Source organism: Flavobacterium sp. HSC-32F16 (assembly GCF_024171645.1).
GTDB lineage: Bacteria > Bacteroidota > Bacteroidia > Flavobacteriales > Flavobacteriaceae > Flavobacterium.
In genome coordinates this window covers 823,942-840,693 of record NZ_JALKAC010000001.1, presented here as the reverse complement: position 1 = coordinate 840,693, position 16,752 = coordinate 823,942, and the positions used below count along the sequence as shown (strand labels likewise).

Sequence of the window (16,752 nt, the reverse complement as noted above, 5' to 3'; positions counted from 1 at the left end):
ATCATGAACAATATATTTAGAGGATTACTTGCAGGATACGGTGCAAAAAAACTAGGAGGAGGATGTTTCGGAACTATTATAGTTTTTATTATTTTATGGGTGCTGCTAGGTCAGTGCAGTTAAAAATTTAATCCAATTTTCGTTAAAGAGAATCGCATAAAAAGTGGTAGATTCGCACAACCAAACATTAAACAAAAACAAATAATGGCATCAGGTTTTTTCGTACTATTAGACGATATCGCAGCAATTATGGACGACGTTGCAGTAATGAGTAAAATTGCAGCAAAAAAGACAGCAGGAATTTTAGGAGACGATTTGGCTGTAAACGCCGAGAAAGCTTCGGGATTTGCCTCTTCAAGAGAACTTCCTGTTTTATGGGCAATTAGTAAAGGATCATTGCTTAATAAAATAATTATTCTGCCAATTGCATTTTTATTAAGCGCATTTCTGCCAGTTGCAATAATCGTAATTTTAGTATTGGGAGGATTGTTTTTAGCATACGAAGGAGCTGAAAAAATATACGAATTTGTATTTCCCCACAAGCACGAAGAATCTGAAGGAATAACCGAAGAAACTTTGACAGAAGAACAAATTCTGGTAATTGAAAAAGGAAAAATAAAATCAGCAATCGTAACCGATTTTATTTTATCTGTAGAAATAGTAATCATAGCATTAGGAACTGTAATAGAAGAACCTTTAACGCAGCAGATAATCGTAACTTCAATAATCGCACTAATTGCAACAATAGGAGTTTACGGCATTGTAGCTCTTATTGTTAGAATGGATGAAGCAGGATATAAGCTTATTAAACATAGTAAAAGCGAAAAAAGTCCATCGCGATTTATTGGAAATTTATTGGTTAAAGCACTTCCGCTGGTTATAAAAGGTTTAACTGTAATTGGTACAATTGCGCTGCTTTTGGTTGCTGGTGGAATATTTGTGCATTACATTCCATTTTTCCACCATTTGTCAGAAGAAATTAAAATTCCTTCTATCATTAAAGAATTTACAGTTGGATTAGTTCTGGGCTTTATAGTTTTACTGTTTGTAAATCTCTTCAAAAAGATCTTTAAAAAGAAAACAGCTTAAAATAATTTCAAAAATATACTCTTAAAAAAAACATCAGTTAACGCTGGTGTTTTTTTATTTTAGAAGCAAAAAAAAACATTTTCATTACACCTTTAGTCCCGCTATCCGCTATATCTTTTCCCTGCTAAAGGAGCAGGAAAAAGGATGCCGCTTCTATCGGGGCTAATCTAGAAAATATAATTTTCATAAGAAATTACGGTTCTTTTTAAAAATATTTTAAAGGGATAACTTTTTCATTTTCAAATATTTAAAAACTTTGTATTCCTAATTAACATTTTATCAAAGCAACCATCTTGATTCTCCTGCATCTTCATAGTAATTAACAATTAATTATTATTTTATATGAAAAGTTTTAAATTAAAATCAGTTTTAGTAGTATTATTTTTATCAATTGTATTTATTTCATGCAATAACGACGATGATCATGCAGAAGCTCCAATTAAAACAAAAACGGCATTTGTTACAGAAATTAAAGGATCAGGAACAGGAAAAGTAAATGAAGAATTGAGTTATGATGTTACGTATGTTGTAGAGAATGCCTGTGCTGAATTTGTTAAAATCAGTGATGCATCAATTGGTTCGGTAAAAGGATTACAAGTTGAAGTAAAATACCCTTCTGAAGTTTGCACGCAGCAAGTACCAGAACCTAAAAAGACAGTTTATAAATTTAAATCGGCGGCAAAAGGAACTTTCGAAATCAAATTCAAAAAATCAGAAACAGAATTCCTGACTCAGAAAGTAGTTATTGAATAAATCTTAAGTAGGTATAATTTTAGGTTGTAAAACCATTTTACAAAGCTTAATTTTTTGAGTCGATGTAAAATGGTTTTTGGAGTTATAGATTCAAAGCGAATTAACTATCTTTAAATAATTAAAATGAAGATCACAAATTTCTTTAAAGAGAAATTCTACTGCACAATTATAAAGAGAGTCGTATGACTCTTTTTTTTGTGGAACTTACAAAACTAATACACTTTGCCATTCCTTTAAAAAGTATTATTTTTGCACTCTAAATTTTATGTCATGTCTAAAAGAAAGTATAAAATAGCGGTTATTCAGTTAAATCTGAATGATGTTGCCGAGAATAATCTAAAAAAATGTATCAGCTGGGTAAGAGATGCTGCAGGAAAAGGAGCAGAGGTAATCTTACTTCCAGAATTATATAGCAGTCATTATTTCTGCCAAAGTGAAGACGTAGATAATTTTGCATTAGCAGAACCGCTTTACAGTACTTCATTTATTGCTTTCAGCGAATTGGCGAAAGAATTAGGAGTGGTAATTATTGTTCCTTTTTTCGAAAAAAGAATGGCTGGAATTTACCACAATAGTGCTTATATCATTGATACAGATGGTACAGAAGCTGGTTTATACCGAAAAATGCACATTCCAGACGATCCGCATTTCTATGAAAAATTCTATTTCACTCCAGGTGATTTAGGTTTTCAGGCAATCCAAACTAAAAAAGGAACAGTTGGAACGTTAATCTGCTGGGATCAATGGTATCCGGAAGCAGCACGTATTACAGCTTTAAAAGGTGCTGAAGTTTTATTCTACCCAACAGCAATTGGATGGCATCCAAAAGAAAAAGAACAATACGGAGAAAACCAATATGGAGCTTGGATGAATGTAATGAAAGGCCACGCCGTTGCTAATGGTGTTTTCGTTGCAGCTGCAAACCGAATTGGACTTGAACAATATATTGAAGGAACAGAAGGAATTCAATTTTGGGGAGCGTCATTTATTGCCGGTCCTCAAGGAGAAATTTTAGCTCAGGCTTCACATGATAAAGAAGAAATCCTAATTGCTGAGGTTGACTTAGATTTACAGGAAAATGTTCGTCAAAACTGGCCGTTCTTCAGAGATAGAAGAATTGATGCTTTTGGAGATATCACAAAAAGAGCAATCGATAGATAATTTAGTTTATCTAAAATATAAAAAGGGCAAAATATAATTTTGCCCTTTTTTTTGTAAGTCTCAGAGAAACACAATATTTATGGTAAATAATAAACGTTTACAATATAAAGCTCCGACGGAACTTTTCTTCTTTGCGTTATTGAAATTTTATAAATATTTTACGCACCTGCAGCTCTAAATAAATATTCTTTACGTGGGGGAAAAAAATATAGTATTGTTATATTTTTTTATAACAAAAAGGCGGTTTCAAAATATTGAAACCGCCTTTTTAAATATATAGACTAAGATTATTTTACTTGGAAAGTAACTCTTCTCACGATTTGACGTGCTTCTTTAGAATTTTTGTTAACCGAAGTATCTTCTCCGTTAGCAACCACATTCAATCTTGAAGCATCTATTCCAGCATTTACAGCTACTTTTTTCACAGCTTCTGCTCTTTTTCTAGATAATTCAGTATTGTAGCTAGTGTTTCCAATTTCATCAGCATAACCAATAATGTCAGCCGATTTTCCTGGATTATTTTTCAAATATTTCACTAAGAAATCAACACCAGATAAAGAAGCATTTGTTGGTTTAGACGAATTAAAGTCGAAATAAACATTTACATAACCTCCGTTGATTAATTCTTCAACCGTATTGTTTGTAGCAGTCCCGCTTCCTTTCTTTTCGTAAGTTTTATCCAAATAGCTTTCTAACTCATCCGGCACGCCATTTTGATTGGTATCAATAGATTGCCCTTTCGTGTTAACCGCAACTCCTGCGATTGTATTTGGCTCTAAATCGTATAAATCAGCAACACCATCTTTATCACTGTCAATAAGACCAGTTTCAATTAAGTCCACTCTTTTTTCCAATTCACCAATTCTGTCTTCTTCGCCAACCCAGTCAGCATGTTTTTCATTTTTACCTAAGTAGAAAGTAAGACCTACAGATGCGTTTAATAAAACTCCGTCAAAAGAGCCAGTAGAGGTGTTACCCATTCCATCAAAGTTCCAGTTTTGTCTTCCGTTTACAATTCCTGTAAGGTCACCAGTCAAAGCAACTCTGTTACTAAGTTTGATTTGTCCTGTAATACCTGCGATCCCGTGAGCCATATAATCCTGACCTCCAAAACCACTTTCAGTACTAATTTGCGAAACTCCAAAACCACCATGTGCCAAGATACCAATTGTATTTGTCCATGTTTCAAAATTTAAAGCGCGTCCAATATTAACAACCCCTTGCAAACTTGCTCTTACATAACGGCTTTCGAAATCTGGAGTATCGTTTTTTTCTTTAAATTGATCATAACCCACATCTAATTTTACCCCAAACTTTGGATTAAACATATATCTTGCACCCAAATCTGCGTGAAAGAAGTTTAAAGACTCAGTAGTATAACCAGGAGTCATTGCTCGGGTTGGTTTATTAACACCGCCATTAAGTTCGATAGACCATTTATTGTACTCTGGTTGGTCAACGTTTGGTTTTGCAGAAGTTGTAGCCATATTTTGTGCACCTGCTGTAAGTGCTAATAGTAAAAGGGATACGGAAGCTAATTTCTTTTTCATGATATCAAAAATTTATTTAGTTTTTAATTTTAAACTCTTGACAAATTTATAGCTCGTGTTTTTGAATGCGTTGTATACCGTCTTACATAATTCCCACTAATTAACTTATAATTCTGAAAATGTGTTAATTAAAAATCAATTTTTGATATAAAAAAAGCGCAAAATTTAAATTTTACGCTTTTTTACTTTTCAAATACTGGTTATTTTAAGTCTGGCTGATATATTTTAATAGTTCCGTCTCCTTCACTGCTTACTACAACTAAACTTCTTTTTGTTGGACTTTTAGAAGCTGGAATAAAAAGAATTCCTTCTGGAGCATCTCCCGTTTTTACTGTCTGTAAATATTGAGGCGAAGCAGGATTTGTTACATCATAAGTCATAAAAGCATCAGATCTTTCAAGACCAACAAACAAAATATTTTGATTTCCTATTTTAGCAGTAACTACAGCTTCTGGTTCAGAACCTTTATCATCGCTTCGTTTATCATCATAAGTTCCTAGTTCGTATGTTTTTTTGTCAACATCATTTTTGCTGTCATAAACTATTTTTCCAGTATTTCCATTCCAGATAGAGAATGATCTTGCACCAAAACTTATTAGTTCATCTAAATCTCCGTCGCCATCTGTATCTCCCATATCAGCAACTAGATTCAATCTTCCTAAATTAGCATCAAGTTTTAAAGTAGCAGCATCAGGAAAAACTGTTGCGTCAAGTTTCATGCTTTTCATACGTTTTATGTCAGTATTAGCCGTATATTCTCTTGCATCACCTTCATTTGCGGTAACAAAATAAGGAACATTATTAGAAGAAAAATGGCTGATAGCATCCGGCATATACATACCTTTTACTTTCCACGGATTAAAAGCAACTTTATCATCGCTGTCGCTTACATCAATTGCATTTTCAGCAGTATTGTAATCTTTTAAACCTAATGGATAAAGGGCAGTAATAGTTTTAGAAGTCAAATCAACTTTTGCAACACCATTATTTTCCTGTAAAGTTACCCAAGCCGTTTTTGAATCATCAGAAATTGTAATATATTCTGGTTCAATATCCTGAGCAAAGCTTTTAGCCGCTTTAGAAATTCTAAATCCGTCTTTTGCCAATGTAGCAGCCTGACCGCTGAAAGAAGCAAAATCAAGAGTGGTAACGCTGTAAGAAATGGTTTCTATAATTGAAACAGTTCCGATTGGATCTTGTGAATAATCTGTGTTTGGCTCGCCTTCATTAGCCGTCATGATAAATTTTCCGTCAGGAGAAAATGTAATCATGTCTGGCAAAGCACCAACCGTAACTTGTTTGATTAAACTGTAATCAGAAGTATTAAAAACTACTACTTTTCCATTAGCTTGTTTATTTGCAGTTGATTCTAAAGCAACGGCAAGTTTTCCATCAAAAACAGAAACACTATTTGCAGCACCTTCATAAGCAGCCAAATCAATTTTACCAATCTTCGTTGGTTTTGCTGGATCTGTAATATCAATAACATCAATTTGGTTCACACCGCTGTTGTTTACTGTAAAAATTTTTTTTGTTTTTTCGCAGTAAGCAGAGATTTCTGCAGCAGCTTCTCCGCCAATTGTAATTGAACCGATTTCTTTAAAAGTCCCCGGGTTTTCATTTACAACAACCTCTGGTTCTTCGTTGTTTGAGTTTTCATCGTTATTACAGCTTGCCATTATCAATAAAGCAGTTAATAATGTGATACTTATTTTTTTCATTTGTTAGTTTTTTAGTTTCGCCAAAAGTAATTACACGGTTTCTGCCGTATATTAAGTATTCATTATTTAATCTTTAACTTAATTTTTGCAAGAGATTATTTGTGAAATAACAGATCATTTTTATTCAAATGTTTTATAATCCTAACGAATGCTTATCTTTGTACACTTTCAAAATTAGAACCTGTTTATGTCAACAAATAATAGAAGATTTCCAGCAGAATGGGAAAAACAGCAAGGAATTGTATTGTGTTTTCCGCATAACGGCAATGACTGGCCGGGAAAATATGAAGCTGTTCAATGGGCTTTTGTAGAATTTATTAAAAAAGTAGCCGCTTTTGAAACTGTTTTTTTGGTCGTAGCCGATGAAAAACTAAAAGAAAAAGTAACCGATATGCTTGAAAGAGCCCGCGTTAATATTGAGAACGTTTCTTACATCGTTCATAAAACCAACAGAAGCTGGATGCGTGACTCTGGGCCAATCATTGTAAAAAATGGTACAAAAAGAGAAGCTTTAAATTTCAACTTCAACGGCTGGGCAAAATATAAAAACTATCAGCTAGATAAATTTGTTCCGGGTAAAGTGGCTGATTTTATTGATGTTCCGCTGACTCAGGTTATCTATAAAGGAAAACCGGTAATTGTTGAAGGCGGTGCGATTGATGTAAACGGAAAAGGAACTTTATTGACTTCTGAAGAATGTTTGATGCACCCAACTATTCAGGTTCGAAACCAAGGTTTTACCAAAGAAGATTACGAAGCAGTTTTTAAAGAATATCTTGGCGTAACTAACGTAATCTGGCTTGGAGACGGAATTGAAGGCGACGATACCCATGGTCACATCGATGATTTATGCCGATTTGTAAACGAAGATACAATTGTAACGATTGTTGAAACAGATAAAAATGATTCAAACTATAAACCTTTGCAGGATAATTTGAAACGTTTGCAAAATGCAAAATTAGAAAATGGTAAATCTCCGGTTATTGTAGCATTACCAATGCCAAAACGTGTTGATTTTGAAGATTTAAGACTTCCGGCTAGTTATGCTAATTTCTTAATTCTGAACAATTGTGTTTTAGTTCCAACGTTCAACGACAGCAACGATCGTGCAGCTTTAAATATCCTTTCAGAATGTTTCCCTGACAGAGAAGTAATCGGAATAAGTTGTATCGATTTCATCTGGGGATTCGGAACTTTGCATTGCTTAAGCCAGCAGATTCCTGCTTAATTTTTTGCTGCGAACGCGAAAAGACATTAAGTTATTCAATAGTCTCCAGTTTTAACTGGAAGAATAATAAAGTCATTATCAAAGGCTTTAGCCAAAGTTGCTATTTTGGCTAAAGCTTTTTGTATTACAGGATATAAATAACTACAGTTAAACACCGAAGGCAGTATAAAAAACTATAAATAGAAACAGCTTTTATTGACATATCCTTAACATAATGACTGCCGGGCTTTCCTGTAACATTCTTATATTCGTGCATTCAACAATGCAGATTCAATTTCTATATGAATAAACTATTTTTTACCCTCTCCATGCTTTCTGCAGGAGTTCTTTTCTCACAGTCTCAACCACAAAAAAATCTTGAACTTACATTTGCTACTTACAATGTAAGTATGGAATCTGAAAATTATTTTCCAAGAGGTACAAATGGCAATTCTGAGAAGGTATTAATCAATCAGCTAGAATCAGGAAATAATGCTCAAATCAAAAATATCGCCCAGATTATTCAGACCGTAAGGCCGGACGTTATTCTGCTAAATGAGTTTGATTACATTAAAAACCCTAAACTTGGTGTAAAGGCATTTGTTAAAAATTATTTGAAAGTAAGCCAAGGCGGAGCAACGGTTATCGATTATCCTTATTACTATTATTCAACCGTGAATACCGGTCAGCCAAGTCCTTACGATTTGAATAATGACGGACAGTTGGAGAATTTTGGAAATGATGCCTGGGGATTTGGTATGTATCCGGGTCAATATGCGATGGTGCTTTTATCAAAATACCCTATTGATGTTAAGGCAGTTCGAACTTTTCAAAATTTCAAATGGAAAGATATGCCGGGAGCATTGCTTATCAAAAAACCGGATGGATCTGATTGGTATAGCAGCGAAGCATGGGCGCAATTTCCGTTGTCTTCTAAATCTCACTGGGATGTTCCCGTTAAGGTTGGCAAGAAAACAGTTCATATTTTAGCCAGTCATCCTACTCCTCCTTCTTTTGATGGTGCGGAAGATCGTAATGGAAAAAGAAATCATGATGAAATCCGATTCTGGAAGGACTACATTTCAGACCATTCTGCTTCATACATTTACGATGACAAAGGTTTAAAAGGCGGTTTACCTGCAAATTCTCAATTTGTTATAATGGGTGACCAAAATGCTTCACCAGTTGAAGGAAACGCTATTACGGAAGGTATAAAATCATTACTCGACGATCCAAAAATTAACAGCGGCTTTACACCAGCCAGTAAAGGTGGTGCTGAATATAGTCCTCAAAATCCTTTTGGAATTAACCACACTGCCTTTTGGAGAATGCGTGCTGATTATGTATTGCCTTCTAAACTTGGTTTTAAAGTTGTTAACAGCGGTGTATTCTGGCCTGCTAAAGGCGAACCAATGTCAGAACTGGTAGAAAAACGTGAATCAAGTTCAGATCATCGTTTAGTTTGGGTGAAGGTGGCTTTGGAGTAAAATAGGTTCTGCTTTGTATATTTTGCTGCGTTCAGCAATCCCGAGACTTCGGGAGAAGCCTGGTAAAGTTTTTCATCAAAGTGTTGTATAAAGTCATCATAAAAGAAGGCTTTAGTCAAAATCGTTTTTTGGCTGAAGCCTTTTTCTTGTAATATATTATAAATAGCTCCAGTTACAACTGGCGGCAATAAAAAACATAAAAAAACCTTGGCGATAACCAAGGTTTTATATTCTTAAATAGATTCAGATAATCTATCTTCTCTTCATTGTCTGATAAATGGAGGTAAAAGCTGACTTGCCACTTCTCCAAAACCAATTCTAACTTCTGCATTTTCGCAGAAACCTCTAATGATTACAGTATCATTATCTTCAATAAATTTACGTTCGCTTCCGTCATTTAATTTCAGCGGGTTTTTTCCTCCCCAAGTCAATTCTAACATAGAGCCAAAACTGTCAGGAGTTGGTCCTGAAATTGTTCCGGAACCCATCATGTCGCCAGAATTTACGCGGCATCCATTTGAAGTATGATGCGCTAATTGCTGACTCATGGACCAGTATAAATATTTAAAATTTGATTTTGAAACCACAGTTTCTTCAGCATCTTCTGGTTTTAAAGAAACTTCTAAATGAATATCAAAAGCTTTTTTTCCTTTTGTCTGTAAGTACGGAAGGGGTGATGGATCTTGTTTAGGTCCTTTTGTTCTAAAAGGCTCTAAAGCATCCATAGTTACGATCCAGGGAGAAATTGACGTTGCAAAGTTTTTGGCCAAAAATGGTCCAAGAGGCACATATTCCCATTTCTGAATATCGCGTGCGCTCCAGTCATTCAGTAAAACCATTCCAAAAATATAATCTTCTGCTTCATACGTTGGGATATTTTCTCCCATAATATTAACATCGGTAGTAATAAAAGCGGTTTCTAATTCAAAATCTACTAAACGAGACGGACCAAAAACAGGATATTTTTCACCGGCAGGCAAAGTTTGTCCCATTGGTCTGTGAACCGGAATTCCAGACGGAACGATTGTAGAACTTCTTCCGTGATAGCCAACCGGAATGTGTAACCAGTTTGGAAGAAGCGCATTCTCTGGGTCGCGGAACATTTTACCTACGTTTGTAGCGTGTTCTTTACTTGAATAAAAGTCTGTATAATCACCAATTAAAACTGGTAATTGCATTTCGACATCGTCGATATTAAAAATAACAATATCGCGGTCTTTTGTTGAATCTTGAAGCTGCGGATTTGTTTCGTCGAAAATTTCAGCGATACGATTTCGCACCAAACGCCATGTTTTTTTTCCATCAGAAATAAAATCATTGAGCGTATCCTGCATAAACATATCATCAGTTAAATCTATTCCTTCAAAATAGTTTAATTGTTGTAAAGCCCCTAAATCTATAGCGTAGTCGCCAATTCTTGTTCCTACAGTAACGACATTTTCTTTGGTAAGAAAGACACCGAAAGGGATATTTTGAATAGGGAAGTCGCTATGTTCAGGCACTTCTAACCATGATTTTCTTTTGGTATCGTTGGCTGTTATTGGCATGTTAGATGTTAATTATTTGTTGAAAAATTATATGTCAAATATATCATAATCTACCAGTATCACAAACGTTTTTTTGTATTTTTGCAGGAAATTAACGAAAAACGAAAAAATGCAACGCGACGAACAAATTTTTGATCTTATTCTAGAAGAAAAAGATAGACAAATTCACGGATTAGAACTAATCGCTTCAGAAAATTTTGTAAGTGATCAGGTAATGGAAGCAGCTGGTTCTGTTTTAACTAACAAATATGCTGAGGGATATCCAGGCAAAAGATACTACGGCGGTTGCGAAGTAGTTGACGTTATCGAGCAGATTGCTATTGACAGAGCTAAAGAATTATTTGGCGCTGAATATGCAAACGTACAGCCTCACTCAGGTTCTCAGGCAAACACAGCTGTTTATCATGCTTGTTTAAATCCTGGTGATACCATTTTAGGTTTCGATTTATCTCATGGAGGTCACTTAACACACGGTTCTCCTGTAAACTTTTCAGGACGTTTATACCGTCCGGTTTTTTACGGTGTAGATGCTGAAACTGGTCGTTTAGATTATGATAAAATTCAGGAAATTGCAACTAAAGAACAGCCAAAATTAATTATCGCTGGAGCTTCGGCTTATTCTCGTGATATGGATTTTGCTCGTTTCAGACAAATTGCAGACAGCGTAGGAGCAATCTTATTTGCTGATATTTCTCACCCAGCAGGTCTTATTGCAAAAGGATTATTAAACGATCCAATTCCACATTGTCATATCGTTTCTACAACGACTCACAAAACGTTACGCGGACCTCGCGGCGGTTTGATCTTAATGGGGAAAGATTTCGAAAATCCACAAGGTTTAAAAACTCCAAAAGGAGAAATCAGAATGATGTCTTCATTATTAGACTTAGCTGTTTTCCCAGGAAATCAAGGTGGACCTTTAATGCACATTATTGCTGCTAAAGCGGTTGCTTTTGGTGAAGCGCTTAAAGATGAGTTCTTTACTTACGCAATGCAATTACAAAAAAATGCAAATGCAATGGCAGATGCTTTCGTAAAAAGAGGATACAACATTATCTCTGGCGGAACTGATAACCACATGATGCTTATCGACTTAAGAAATAAAAATATTTCTGGAAAAGAAGCTGAAAATGCATTAGTAAAAGCAGAAATTACAGTAAACAAAAATATGGTTCCTTTTGACGATAAATCACCATTTATCACTTCTGGAATTCGTGTTGGAACAGCTGCAATCACAACTCGTGGTTTAGTTGAAAAAGATATGGAAACTATCGTAGCTTTAATCGATAAAGTGCTTACTGATCATACAAATGAGGACGTTATTGAAGAAGTTGCTGAAGAAGTAAACGAATTAATGAGCGAAAGACCAATTTTTGCATATTAAAAATTAGTCAAAAGTCATAAAGTCGAAGGTCGAAAGTCTAAAAATGGAATGTAAATTTCTATCTTTAGTTTTTGATCTTCGATTTTTCTTTTAAGGTTTTCCAATGACTTTATGACTTTCGACTTTCAAACTTTAAGACTTAAAAAAAAATGGGCGTATTAAGATTACAATTGCCAACCGACCCAAGATGGGTAAATATCGTTGAGAAAAACATAGAAGAAATTCTAACGGATCACGCTTGGTGCGAGCAAAAAGCAGCAACAAACGCAATTACAATTATCACCAATAACTCTGAACATCAGGATTTGGTAAAAGATTTATTGGCTTTAGCCAAAGAAGAAATAGATCATTTTGAGCAGGTTCACAATATTATCATCAAAAGAGGACTAAAACTAGGACGCGAACGTAAAGATGATTACGTAAACGAACTATACCAATATATGAAAAAAAGCGGAGACGGAAGCCGTGTTTCTGGTCTTGTAGAAAGATTATTATTCTCAGCCATGATCGAAGCCAGAAGCTGTGAACGTTTCAAGGTTTTATCTGAAAATATTCAGGACGAAGAATTAGCCGTTTTCTACAGAGAATTAATGGAAAGTGAAGCCGGACATTACACCACATTCATCACCTACGCAAGAAAATACGGAACGGGAATCGACGTTGAAAAGCGTTGGAGAGAATGGTTAGAATTTGAAGAATCTATTATTACCAATTACGGTAAAGGAGAGACGATTCACGGTTAATTTTTAGTATTCAGTCGCAGTGGCGGTTTTCAGTTTTACTTTGTGAATCTTTGTGAAATTAAAAAGCGCTATCGCAAACTCAAGTCAGTAATTGTTCACAAGTTCGAGTTTTTGTTAATCTAATATCTTCGATCTAAAATCTAAAATTCCCTATATTTGAGAGTAACCAAAATCTCGAACGATGAGAATAGAAATGGACCTAAAATTAGGGTTTAAAGATGTGATGTTTAGACCAAAAAGATCAACACTAAAAAGCAGATCTGAAGTTTCTTTAGAACAGAACTTTAAATTTTTGCACAGCACAGCATCTTGGGAAGGAATTCCGATAATGGGTGCCAATATGGATACGGTTGGAACATTTGAAATGGCTCAGGTTTTGGCAAAAGAAAAGCTTTTTACCGCCATCCACAAACATTATACTTTAGAAGAATGGAATAGCTTTTTGAAAAATGTAACGCCGGATTTCTACAATCATATAGCGATAAGCACCGGAACTGGAAAAGAAGATTTCGAGAAAATTGGCAAAGTTATTACAGCAAATCCGTTATTGAGGTTTATTTGTATCGACGTTGCCAATGGTTATTCGGAGCATTTTGTTCAGTTCTTAAAACAAACCCGAAAACAATATCCAGATAAAATCATTATTGCCGGAAATGTAGTTACAGGAGAAATGACCGAAGAATTACTTTTGGCTGGCGCCGATATTGTAAAAGTCGGAATTGGACCAGGTTCTGTTTGTACAACACGTGTTAAAACAGGCGTTGGTTATCCGCAGTTATCTGCCATTATTGAATGTGCTGATGCAGCTCACGGTTTAGGAGGGCATATTATCAGCGATGGCGGATGCTCAACTCCGGGCGATGTAGCCAAAGCTTTTGGAGCCGGAGCCGATTTTGTAATGTTAGGCGGTATGCTTGCCGGACATACAGAAAGCGGAGGAGAGCTGATTGAAGTAAAAGGCGAAAAATTCAAACAGTTTTACGGAATGAGTTCTAAAACCGCTATGGACAAACATTCTGGCGGCGTTGCAGAATACAGAGCAAGTGAAGGAAAAACAGTTCAGGTTCCGTTTAAAGGAGATGTAATCCATACTGTTTTAGATATATTAGGTGGAATTAGAAGTACCTGTACTTATGTAGGAGCTTCTAGATTAAAAGAATTAACAAAACGAACGACTTTCATCCGCGTAAGCGAGCAGGAAAATCAAGTTTTTACAAAATAAATATGATTACAATTACCGAAGCATTTGTTGAAGATATTACTAAAATTCAAGAAATTGCAAACATAACCTGGCCTGTAACCTATGGCGGAATTTTGACCGCAGAACAGTTAGATTATATGTTAGATTTAATTTATTCTAATGAAGCTCTTTCAAAACAAATTCAGAATAAAGAACAATTATTTTATTTGGTTTCAGATTCAGAATCAGTAATTGGTTTTATTGGAATTGAGCATAACTACGAAAATACCGCTGTAACTAAAATTCATAAAATATATCTTCTGCCGGAAACACAAGGAAAAGGATATGGTAAAAAAGTTTTTGAATTTATTGAAAAGTCAGCTTTAGAGAACAACTCATTAGTCCTGTTATTAAATGTAAACCGTTTTAATGTGGCATTAAATTTCTACAAAAAGATTGGTTTTGAAATTAAAGGAACAGTTGATATAGAAATTGGGAATGGGTTTTTAATGGAGGATTATCTGATGGGGAAAAACATATTACGATAGTGTTTTGTCATTCCGAGGAACGAGGAATCACACTAGTATTCCGCAAAGTAAATCGCCAATCTTTGTCGAGTTTCGAGTGTGATTCCTCGTTCCTCGGAATGACAAATACTACGAATTTATCAAATTAACTCACAACAATATCATGTGTAAACAATAGTCCTTTCAATTCTTTCAAAGAAAAAACAGCTTTCTTTAATTTAGTTTTAGACGGATCAATAGTATAATTATAACTCGTTTTAAAATCGGCTTTGTTGGCGATGGCTTTGTTAAATTCTGAGCGATACAAATCGCAATTATCAAAAACAACTCCAGTCAAATCTGCGGCCATGAAATCTACCGCTATTAAACTGCAATTGGTAAAAGGAGTTCCTTTTAATTTTAAAGTATAGAATTTGGAGAAATCCAAAATACAGTCATTAAAGCGAACTTCAAAAATCAGTTTATCGCACATGGCGAAATTCACTTCTTTAATTTCACATCGATTAAAAGTAACGGTTCTAAAAGCTACGTAATTAATTTTGGCTTCGCTGAAAATACAGTCATTAAAAACGCAATCGATAAAAGTAACGGCTAAAAAAGTGCAGGCAGAAAAGTTGCAATTATTAAAAACGCAGCATTCGAAATCTTTAAAATTAAGATCATCTTTGGCGTAAATAATTGTACTATATTCTTTATCAAGAAAATATTCGCTTTCTTTTTTCAACTCTGTTTCGATAATTATTTGAGGCTGAAAAGGTAATAATTTAGAACAAAATATTCTTCTTAAATCGCAAATCATTTTGATTTCAATCTCATTTTTAATCCATAATTTGATGTAGCTTTACACTTATTTTTTAAGTTAAAACATATCAATTTTATTATATGGAACCAACAAGAAAGGAGCATGATTTTTTAGGAGAATTAGAAATACCTAATCATTTATACTACGGAATCCAAACTTTTAGAGCGGTAGAAAATTTTAATATTACGGGCATTCCTATTTCAAAAGAGCCTTTGTTTATCAAAGCTTTAGGATATGTAAAAAAAGCAGCGGCTCTTGCCAATAAAGACTGCGGAGCGCTTGATGCTAAGATTACCGAAGCCATTTGCTACGGAAGCGATCAGGTTATTGCAGGAAAATTTAATAAGGAATTTGTAAGTGATTTAATTCAGGGCGGTGCAGGAACTTCTGTAAATATGAATGCCAATGAAGTAATCGCAAATATTGGACTGGAATATCTTGGTCATAAAAAAGGCGAATACAATTTTCTTCATCCAAACAATCATGTAAACTGTTCACAATCTACAAACGATGCTTATCCATCGGCATTTAGAATTGCTTTGTATTTAAAAATGGAAAGCTTTATTAAAACACTTTCTGATTTAGAAGCAGCTTTTGCTAAAAAAGGAGAGGAGTTTAAAGAAGTTTTGAAAATGGGAAGAACCCAGCTTCAGGATGCGGTGCCAATGACATTAGGTCAGGAATTTAAAGCTTATGCGACTACAATTGGAGAAGATATTCTACGCTTAAAAAATGCTCAGGAATTATTGCTGGAAATCAATATGGGCGCAACAGCCATTGGAACAAAAGTAAATGCGCCAGAAGGATATCCTGAAATTTGTGTGGCTTATTTGGCTAAAGAAGTTGGAATTCCGTTAACGCTTTCACCAGATTTAATCGAAGCTACAGTTGATACTGGGGCATATGTGCAGATTATGGGAACCTTAAAACGTTCTGCGGTTAAGATTTCTAAAATTTGTAACGATTTACGATTGTTGAGTTCAGGTCCAAGAACAGGTTTAAACGAAATTAATTTACCAGCTCGCCAGCCAGGTTCGTCGATTATGCCGGGAAAAGTAAATCCGGTAATTCCAGAAGTGGTAAACCAAACTTGTTTTTATGTAATTGGTCAGGATTTAACCGTTACTATGGCGGCAGAAGCGGGACAATTACAATTGAATGTTATGGAACCTGTAATTGCTTTTGCGATGTTTACATCGCTTGATTATCTTTCAAATGCGATCCAGACTTTAATCGATAAATGTATTAATGGAATCACTGCAAATGTTGACCATTGTTATAATATGGTAATGAACAGCATTGGAATCGTTACACAATTAAATCCAATTATTGGTTATGAAGAAAGTGCCAGTATTGCAGGTGAGGCTTTGAAAACAAATAAAAGTGTGCATCAAATTGCCGTTTTGGAAAGAAAGCTTATTACACAGGAAAAATGGGATGAAATCTATTCTTTAGAAAATTTAATTCATCCAAAATTTATCACAAAGTAACATTAGTTATAAAAAATATAATAACAAGCCGTCGATAAATTGACGGCTTTTTTTGTTATTTGTTAAAATGAAGTTGTGTAAAGTGTTGAAAATGAATTATATTTACAATAG

At 34.7% G+C, this 16,752-nt stretch carries 14 protein-coding genes; 10 read left to right on the top strand and 4 right to left on the bottom strand.

The window, feature by feature from the left end:
• Positions 1 to 204: 204 nt before the first annotated feature.
• The 3 genes from L1276_RS03720 (at position 205) to L1276_RS03710 (ending at position 3,003) form a co-directional block, all read left to right on the top strand.
• Positions 205 to 1,089: a DUF808 domain-containing protein gene (locus L1276_RS03720; RefSeq protein ID WP_253785579.1), complete on the top strand. Its 885-nt coding sequence runs from the start codon at positions 205 to 207 to the stop codon at positions 1,087 to 1,089.
• Between the two features lie 342 nt (positions 1,090 to 1,431).
• On the top strand, positions 1,432 to 1,842 hold the full coding sequence (locus L1276_RS03715; protein WP_253785577.1) for a hypothetical protein: 411 nt from the start codon (positions 1,432 to 1,434) through the stop codon (positions 1,840 to 1,842).
• Positions 1,843 to 2,112: 270 nt separating this feature from the next.
• Complete coding sequence (locus L1276_RS03710; RefSeq protein WP_253785575.1) at positions 2,113 to 3,003, top strand: carbon-nitrogen hydrolase; 891 nt, start codon at positions 2,113 to 2,115, stop codon at positions 3,001 to 3,003.
• Between the two features lie 287 nt (positions 3,004 to 3,290).
• Here L1276_RS03710 and L1276_RS03705 read toward each other — a convergent pair whose 3' ends face one another.
• Positions 3,291 to 4,553 (bottom strand): OmpA family protein, encoded by a 1,263-nt coding sequence (locus L1276_RS03705; protein WP_253785573.1) that lies wholly within the window; start codon positions 4,551 to 4,553, stop codon positions 3,291 to 3,293.
• A 200-nt stretch (positions 4,554 to 4,753) separates the two neighbouring features.
• Positions 4,754 to 6,274 carry a choice-of-anchor I family protein gene (locus L1276_RS03700; protein WP_253785571.1) on the bottom strand — a complete coding sequence of 507 codons (1,521 nt, stop codon included), beginning with the start codon at positions 6,272 to 6,274 and terminating at the stop codon, positions 4,754 to 4,756.
• Positions 6,275 to 6,461: 187 nt separating this feature from the next.
• Here L1276_RS03700 and L1276_RS03695 point away from each other — a divergent pair, with 187 nt between their 5' ends.
• Both L1276_RS03695 and L1276_RS03690 read left to right on the top strand, forming a co-directional pair.
• Positions 6,462 to 7,502: an agmatine/peptidylarginine deiminase gene (locus L1276_RS03695; RefSeq protein WP_253785569.1), complete on the top strand. Its 1,041-nt coding sequence runs from the start codon at positions 6,462 to 6,464 to the stop codon at positions 7,500 to 7,502.
• Positions 7,503 to 7,783: 281 nt separating this feature from the next.
• A complete protein-coding gene (locus L1276_RS03690; RefSeq protein ID WP_253785568.1) occupies positions 7,784 to 8,968 on the top strand; it encodes an endonuclease/exonuclease/phosphatase family protein in 1,185 nt (394 codons plus the stop codon).
• Positions 8,969 to 9,231: 263 nt separating this feature from the next.
• Here L1276_RS03690 and fahA read toward each other — a convergent pair whose 3' ends face one another.
• The gene (fahA, locus tag L1276_RS03685) at positions 9,232 to 10,515 is read right to left on the bottom strand and encodes a fumarylacetoacetase (RefSeq protein WP_253785566.1); all 1,284 of its coding nucleotides are present in this window, start codon (positions 10,513 to 10,515) and stop codon (positions 9,232 to 9,234) included.
• 109 nt (positions 10,516 to 10,624) lie between these two features.
• Between fahA and glyA the strand changes: the two genes are divergently transcribed.
• From glyA to L1276_RS03665, 4 genes are all read left to right on the top strand, one after another.
• Entirely contained in the window at positions 10,625 to 11,899 is a 1,275-nt protein-coding gene (gene glyA, locus L1276_RS03680) for a serine hydroxymethyltransferase (RefSeq protein ID WP_071637446.1), read from the top strand.
• 149 nt (positions 11,900 to 12,048) lie between these two features.
• Positions 12,049 to 12,642: a tRNA-(ms[2]io[6]A)-hydroxylase gene (locus L1276_RS03675; RefSeq protein ID WP_253785564.1), complete on the top strand. Its 594-nt coding sequence runs from the start codon at positions 12,049 to 12,051 to the stop codon at positions 12,640 to 12,642.
• 181 nt (positions 12,643 to 12,823) lie between these two features.
• Positions 12,824 to 13,864, top strand: coding sequence for a GMP reductase (locus L1276_RS03670; RefSeq protein WP_253785562.1), 1,041 nt, complete (start codon positions 12,824 to 12,826; stop codon positions 13,862 to 13,864).
• Between the two features lie 2 nt (positions 13,865 to 13,866).
• Positions 13,867 to 14,370 carry a GNAT family N-acetyltransferase gene (locus L1276_RS03665; protein WP_253785560.1) on the top strand — a complete coding sequence of 168 codons (504 nt, stop codon included), beginning with the start codon at positions 13,867 to 13,869 and terminating at the stop codon, positions 14,368 to 14,370.
• 124 nt (positions 14,371 to 14,494) lie between these two features.
• On the opposite strand, the gene L1276_RS03660 is transcribed toward L1276_RS03665, so the two are convergent.
• Complete coding sequence (locus L1276_RS03660; protein WP_253786295.1) at positions 14,495 to 15,073, bottom strand: pentapeptide repeat-containing protein; 579 nt, start codon at positions 15,071 to 15,073, stop codon at positions 14,495 to 14,497.
• 158 nt (positions 15,074 to 15,231) lie between these two features.
• Between L1276_RS03660 and aspA the strand changes: the two genes are divergently transcribed.
• On the top strand, positions 15,232 to 16,641 hold the full coding sequence (gene aspA, locus L1276_RS03655) for an aspartate ammonia-lyase (RefSeq protein WP_253785558.1): 1,410 nt from the start codon (positions 15,232 to 15,234) through the stop codon (positions 16,639 to 16,641).
• Positions 16,642 to 16,752: the final 111 nt, after the last annotated feature.

What these genes read in the sequence shown, in the direction of transcription:
- L1276_RS03690 (WP_253785568.1), top strand. Translation starts at nt 7,784, where the DNA reads ATGAATAAACTATTTTTTACCCTCTCCATGCTTTCTGCAGGAGTTCTT.
- fahA (WP_253785566.1), bottom strand. Translation starts at nt 10,515, where the DNA reads ATGCCAATAACAGCCAACGATACCAAAAGAAAATCATGGTTAGAAGTG.
- L1276_RS03675 (WP_253785564.1), top strand. Translation starts at nt 12,049, where the DNA reads ATGGGCGTATTAAGATTACAATTGCCAACCGACCCAAGATGGGTAAAT.
- L1276_RS03665 (WP_253785560.1), top strand. Translation starts at nt 13,867, where the DNA reads ATGATTACAATTACCGAAGCATTTGTTGAAGATATTACTAAAATTCAA.
- L1276_RS03670 (WP_253785562.1), top strand. Translation starts at nt 12,824, where the DNA reads ATGAGAATAGAAATGGACCTAAAATTAGGGTTTAAAGATGTGATGTTT.
- L1276_RS03695 (WP_253785569.1), top strand. Translation starts at nt 6,462, where the DNA reads ATGTCAACAAATAATAGAAGATTTCCAGCAGAATGGGAAAAACAGCAA.
- L1276_RS03700 (WP_253785571.1), bottom strand. Translation starts at nt 6,274, where the DNA reads ATGAAAAAAATAAGTATCACATTATTAACTGCTTTATTGATAATGGCA.
- aspA (WP_253785558.1), top strand. Translation starts at nt 15,232, where the DNA reads ATGGAACCAACAAGAAAGGAGCATGATTTTTTAGGAGAATTAGAAATA.
- L1276_RS03710 (WP_253785575.1), top strand. Translation starts at nt 2,113, where the DNA reads ATGTCTAAAAGAAAGTATAAAATAGCGGTTATTCAGTTAAATCTGAAT.
- L1276_RS03720 (WP_253785579.1), top strand. Translation starts at nt 205, where the DNA reads ATGGCATCAGGTTTTTTCGTACTATTAGACGATATCGCAGCAATTATG.
- L1276_RS03705 (WP_253785573.1), bottom strand. Translation starts at nt 4,553, where the DNA reads ATGAAAAAGAAATTAGCTTCCGTATCCCTTTTACTATTAGCACTTACA.
- L1276_RS03715 (WP_253785577.1), top strand. Translation starts at nt 1,432, where the DNA reads ATGAAAAGTTTTAAATTAAAATCAGTTTTAGTAGTATTATTTTTATCA.
- glyA (WP_071637446.1), top strand. Translation starts at nt 10,625, where the DNA reads ATGCAACGCGACGAACAAATTTTTGATCTTATTCTAGAAGAAAAAGAT.